The organism is uncultured Thiocystis sp., assembly GCF_903866365.1.
GTDB lineage: Bacteria > Pseudomonadota > Gammaproteobacteria > Chromatiales > Chromatiaceae > Chromatium.
In genome coordinates this window covers 1-3,685 of the sequence record NZ_CAIPNF010000197.1, presented here as the reverse complement: position 1 = coordinate 3,685, position 3,685 = coordinate 1, and the positions used below count along the sequence as shown (strand labels likewise).

Annotated in this window: 7 protein-coding genes; all 7 read right to left on the bottom strand. The window is 56.7% G+C overall.

What is annotated here, in order from left to right:
* Positions 1–293: 293 nt before the first annotated feature.
* The 7 genes from QZY07_RS11260 to QZY07_RS11230 all read right to left on the bottom strand — a co-directional run bounded on the left by QZY07_RS11260 (position 294) and on the right by QZY07_RS11230 (position 3,203).
* Positions 294–689 (bottom strand): type II toxin-antitoxin system VapC family toxin, encoded by a 396-nt coding sequence (locus QZY07_RS11260; protein WP_295402493.1) that lies wholly within the window; start codon positions 687–689, stop codon positions 294–296.
* Complete coding sequence (locus tag QZY07_RS11255; RefSeq protein WP_295402492.1) at positions 686–934, bottom strand: hypothetical protein; 249 nt, start codon at positions 932–934, stop codon at positions 686–688. The genes QZY07_RS11260 and QZY07_RS11255 overlap by 4 nt, the downstream gene beginning before the upstream one ends.
* A 326-nt stretch (positions 935–1,260) precedes the next feature.
* Positions 1,261–1,659: a HEPN domain-containing protein gene (locus QZY07_RS11250; protein ID WP_295402490.1), complete on the bottom strand. Its 399-nt coding sequence runs from the start codon at positions 1,657–1,659 to the stop codon at positions 1,261–1,263.
* Complete coding sequence (locus QZY07_RS11245; protein WP_295402495.1) at positions 1,656–1,994, bottom strand: nucleotidyltransferase domain-containing protein; 339 nt, start codon at positions 1,992–1,994, stop codon at positions 1,656–1,658. Before QZY07_RS11245 ends, QZY07_RS11250 begins: the two co-directional genes overlap by 4 nt.
* 253 nt (positions 1,995–2,247) lie before the next feature.
* On the bottom strand, positions 2,248–2,673 hold the full coding sequence (locus QZY07_RS11240) for a hypothetical protein (protein ID WP_295402488.1): 426 nt from the start codon (positions 2,671–2,673) through the stop codon (positions 2,248–2,250).
* A 2-nt stretch (positions 2,674–2,675) separates the two neighbouring features.
* Positions 2,676–2,891 carry a type II toxin-antitoxin system HicA family toxin gene (locus QZY07_RS11235; RefSeq protein WP_295402486.1) on the bottom strand — a complete coding sequence of 72 codons (216 nt, stop codon included), beginning with the start codon at positions 2,889–2,891 and terminating at the stop codon, positions 2,676–2,678.
* Entirely contained in the window at positions 2,892–3,203 is a 312-nt protein-coding gene (locus QZY07_RS11230; RefSeq protein WP_295402484.1) for a type II toxin-antitoxin system HicB family antitoxin, read from the bottom strand.
* Positions 3,204–3,685: the final 482 nt, after the last annotated feature.

The following is a 3,685-nucleotide window of genomic DNA, read 5'->3' as shown; positions in this document are numbered from 1 at the left end:
CGCCTGCCTCGACGTGCTCAAGGAACGTCCGCGCCGCCGTCGCTTGCAAACCGTTCCGGCCAGGGTCATGCAGATGATGAACTCACAAGTGCGTCAACGGTGCGGTTAAGTTGGCGCTTATGGGATACGTTCCCCGCTTCGATTCTGGATGAAGTGCTGGCGAAGGTCGGCACCCTCTTCGAGTCGACGTTCGTGGATTTCCGGAAACCGTTCAAGGTTCGAGGGCCTCACCACGAACGGTTTCCGGAAATCCACGGATCGAGCCAGGTGCCAGGTCTCCCATTGCACAGTCCTCATGATCCAATCAAGGTGCCAGGCGATTCAAAGTAGGCTGGAAACGCGCTGTCCAGACTGATTAACGTTGCTCGCTGTTCAATCGCCGTCGCGATGATCAGGCGATCGGCAGGGTCGCGGTGATGTTCCGGAAGGTTGGCGGCGCGAACGGCGATCCGCCGGTCGATCGGCAGACAGATGACATCGGATCCCGCCAGCGCCTGATCGAACCAATCCGCCAGGCTCAACTTGAGCTGGAGACGACCTCGCCGGACGAGCCAGGCAACTTCCCAACAGGTGACCGCGCTGACCGCCAGTCGGTCGGCCGTCTCAATCCGCTCCGTCATTCCGGATGGAAGAGGATTGGCGTTCGGGTCAACCCAGCGCACCCAGATGTGTGTGTCAAGCAGGGTCACTGCAACGCATTCCAGTCACTTTCCGGCGCGGCGGGCGCGAGCAGGTCGTCCTGCAGGACGACGGAGCCGGCGAGCATTAGAGACGGCTTGCGACGTGCTCTTGTGTCTGGCGCTTCAACCGATACGGCTTGGGGACTCGTCTCATCGATGAGCACCAGAACACGCAGCTTGACACCGTCGGGCACCTGATCCGGAACTTGCAGCAAGTGATGCCGCGCGATGGTTTCGAATTCGATGGCTTGCATGATCAGATTCCTCTACAAGAGTCGGGGTCACATCTCAGCCACTGACATTGGCCAACGAAAATCGCTCGGCTTTGCTGACGAACCGCGAGTGGAATTGGGCTCTGGCGCAGCCGATCATCGGCACGGATGAGGAGCGGCCAAGCGTGTTGGATCATGAGTCCTGGGACATCGGGGTCAGGACATCGGGGTCAAGGACATCGGGGTCAGGTCTCCCATTGCACAGATCCTCAGGGTCAGGACATCGGGGTCAGACATCGGGGTCAGGTCTCCCATTGCACAGATCCTCATGATCGAATAACGACCACGTTTTCGGGTTTGATTGGTTGTTACTCCAATGATCCATTGGACTGTGATCGCAAATAACTGACGATTGCGTCGAGAATGCGCCTGGCATCGCCTGCATCTCTTCTTGCTTCTTCTTCGGTAATCACTCCAGCCTGATCGTAATCGCCACTTTGACGATCCTCGAATAGGCGCGTCAGTGTCGCCGTAAACTCACTTGGAAAGACGCCCTGCCGCACGAACTCTTTATTAAATCGTCCGATCGACTGCGCATGAGAGGAGAAAGAATTCCCCCGGGAAAGATGTAAGGCGCTGATCGCATGAAAAGCCGCGTAGTAGGCCCGTGATGCTGCATCGTCCCATGCACGCGCAGCAACGAGTATTTCGGCGACGCGCAATTTCTCTGCCGCTTTCTCAAGCACGGCATTGATTTCCGGTGTCACAACAACCGTCCCTCGCGCTCGATATTAAGGGCTAAGGGACTTCCTTGCCGCTGTTTCCATTCTTCTTCGGTTCTGACGATGGATGTCACCAATGCCTCATAGCGGTCGATCAACTCCACTTCGACATCGAGAATGGTGGCGCGGATTTCCGGTGATCGACTGTCGACGATCACCAACATGTCATAGTCGGAATGGTTTCGAGCATCGCCTCGGGCGCGGGAACCGAATAGGCGCAGTTCCTTCAGGTGAGTACCTAGTCTCTTTCGCACTTCATGCGCGAAAGCGGTTGGTACTGGGTCGGAACGCCGTAGGCTGGGTTGCTGTTTTGGGGACATCGGGGTCATGTCTCTCATTGCACCATTCTCCTTTGCTCGTTCATCCTAGAAAGCGTCTCGCAGAATATCAAACGGAATATCAAACGGGGACAGACCACCTTTACCATGACATGACACCAGGACTTCGGGTGAGACCTTGAAGAACGTCATCGGGGTCAGGTCTCCCATTGCACAAGTCCGTCATCGGGGTCAGGTCTCCCATTGCACATCCTCACGCAACAGACAGGAAAAGCCCTCTTGGGAGAAATGCCCGTCATTGGTCAGTGCTTCGGGAAGGAAAACGGGGACAGACCACCATACCCATAACATCATGACTATCTGGTGATATCTCGAAGAACGAGATTGGATCGAGACGGCGGCTGTCATGGCGAGAGACTCTCCCGCTAGACTCATCCAGATCGGCAGGTTTAAACCCGCACCAACCCGTGAAAACAGGGTCTGCACTCATGTTCAGATCGCTTCTTACTGCGTCGATGACAGGCGATATCCGCCAATTCAAGCGGCGCTCGAATTCGTGCCATGGATCGGCGAGAAGATCGACGCCAACTCCTATCGACCGGATGGCGAGGCGCAAGCGGCCATTGATCTCGAGAAAAGGGGACAGATTTATTTTTCTCACATCCGAGAAGCCGCCGACGGGTGCGGAGGGATGGAGGAAAAGAAAGGTCTCTCTTTGCACAGTCAAAGTTTCTCCCAAACCGATTTTTCAACACCAGCCTGACGAAGTATCTCAGTCAGTAGCCCCATGCCGATCCCTTGACCGCTATGCGGGTTCGGAATACGGATCTTCTGCCGATCCATTTGCATGAATTGGTGGCGTTTGCCCGAGAATGGGCCTGAATATCCCAAGGCCCGGAATTTTCGAATCAACTCCTGTCGCGAAATGGCTCCGGGCATTCACGCGGCCTCGGATTCCACGATGCCAAGATCCAGGCCCTCGATGGTGGGGATCGGATCGTGATCACGGAGTTTGAGAATCAACCACTCTTCGAGAACCTCACGCAACTCGGAGCGACAGGCCTCCACGGTCGCCGCGTTGGCCCAGACGCCGTCAAATCCAGGGATTTCGGCAAACCAAGTCTGATCGTCGAGCTTTTTATAGTCGGAGCGAGCTAAGGCTGCGTGAATGTATTCAGTGAGCATAGGATTCCTCGAAGGAACCGGGGTCAGGTCTTGAAAAGCAACATCGGGCGAGCGGGCGCAAGCCATGAGAGGTGACGATCAGGGGCCGGCGCTGCCAGAAGTGTTGCATCGTGAGTCCTCGCTTCCCTTGCACGTCGCCTCGGTTAGCACGCCCAGGGCGCGAGCTGTCGCGCGCCTGACCACGGGGCCATCCTCTTTGGGTTTTCAGATGCGTGATCCTACGCTTCCACCTTGCAAAGTAGAAGGTTTGGAGCGAGGACATTGACTCTCGAACGGGACCGATCTGGTGGCGTTGCGAATGGCGTCACGTCTTGACGAGGCTTGAAGTGGCTTGGCCCCAGCGGGCAAGATGTCCCGTTCTCGTCGATCGCGCGTCGCCGTAGCGCCCAGCCGAATCCCGGTCTAGAAGCGCACATGCGAGGGACCGACGGGCCACTGCCATTAAGTTAAGCCGTTCATGGTTCGACAAGCTCACCACGAACGGCTTAACTTTACATAGGTCTAGGAGCCTGTCCGACTTAGGTCGGACGTCGCGGCGAAGCCGCTCT

Excerpts from the sequence above, each read along its gene's own strand:
- QZY07_RS11255 (WP_295402492.1), bottom strand. The coding sequence starts at position 934 with ATGCAAGCCATCGAATTCGAAACCATCGCGCGGCATCACTTGCTGCAA.
- QZY07_RS11245 (WP_295402495.1), bottom strand. The coding sequence starts at position 1,994 with ATGTCCCCAAAACAGCAACCCAGCCTACGGCGTTCCGACCCAGTACCA.
- QZY07_RS11235 (WP_295402486.1), bottom strand. The coding sequence starts at position 2,891 with ATGCCCGGAGCCATTTCGCGACAGGAGTTGATTCGAAAATTCCGGGCC.
- QZY07_RS11230 (WP_295402484.1), bottom strand. The coding sequence starts at position 3,203 with ATGGCTTGCGCCCGCTCGCCCGATGTTGCTTTTCAAGACCTGACCCCG.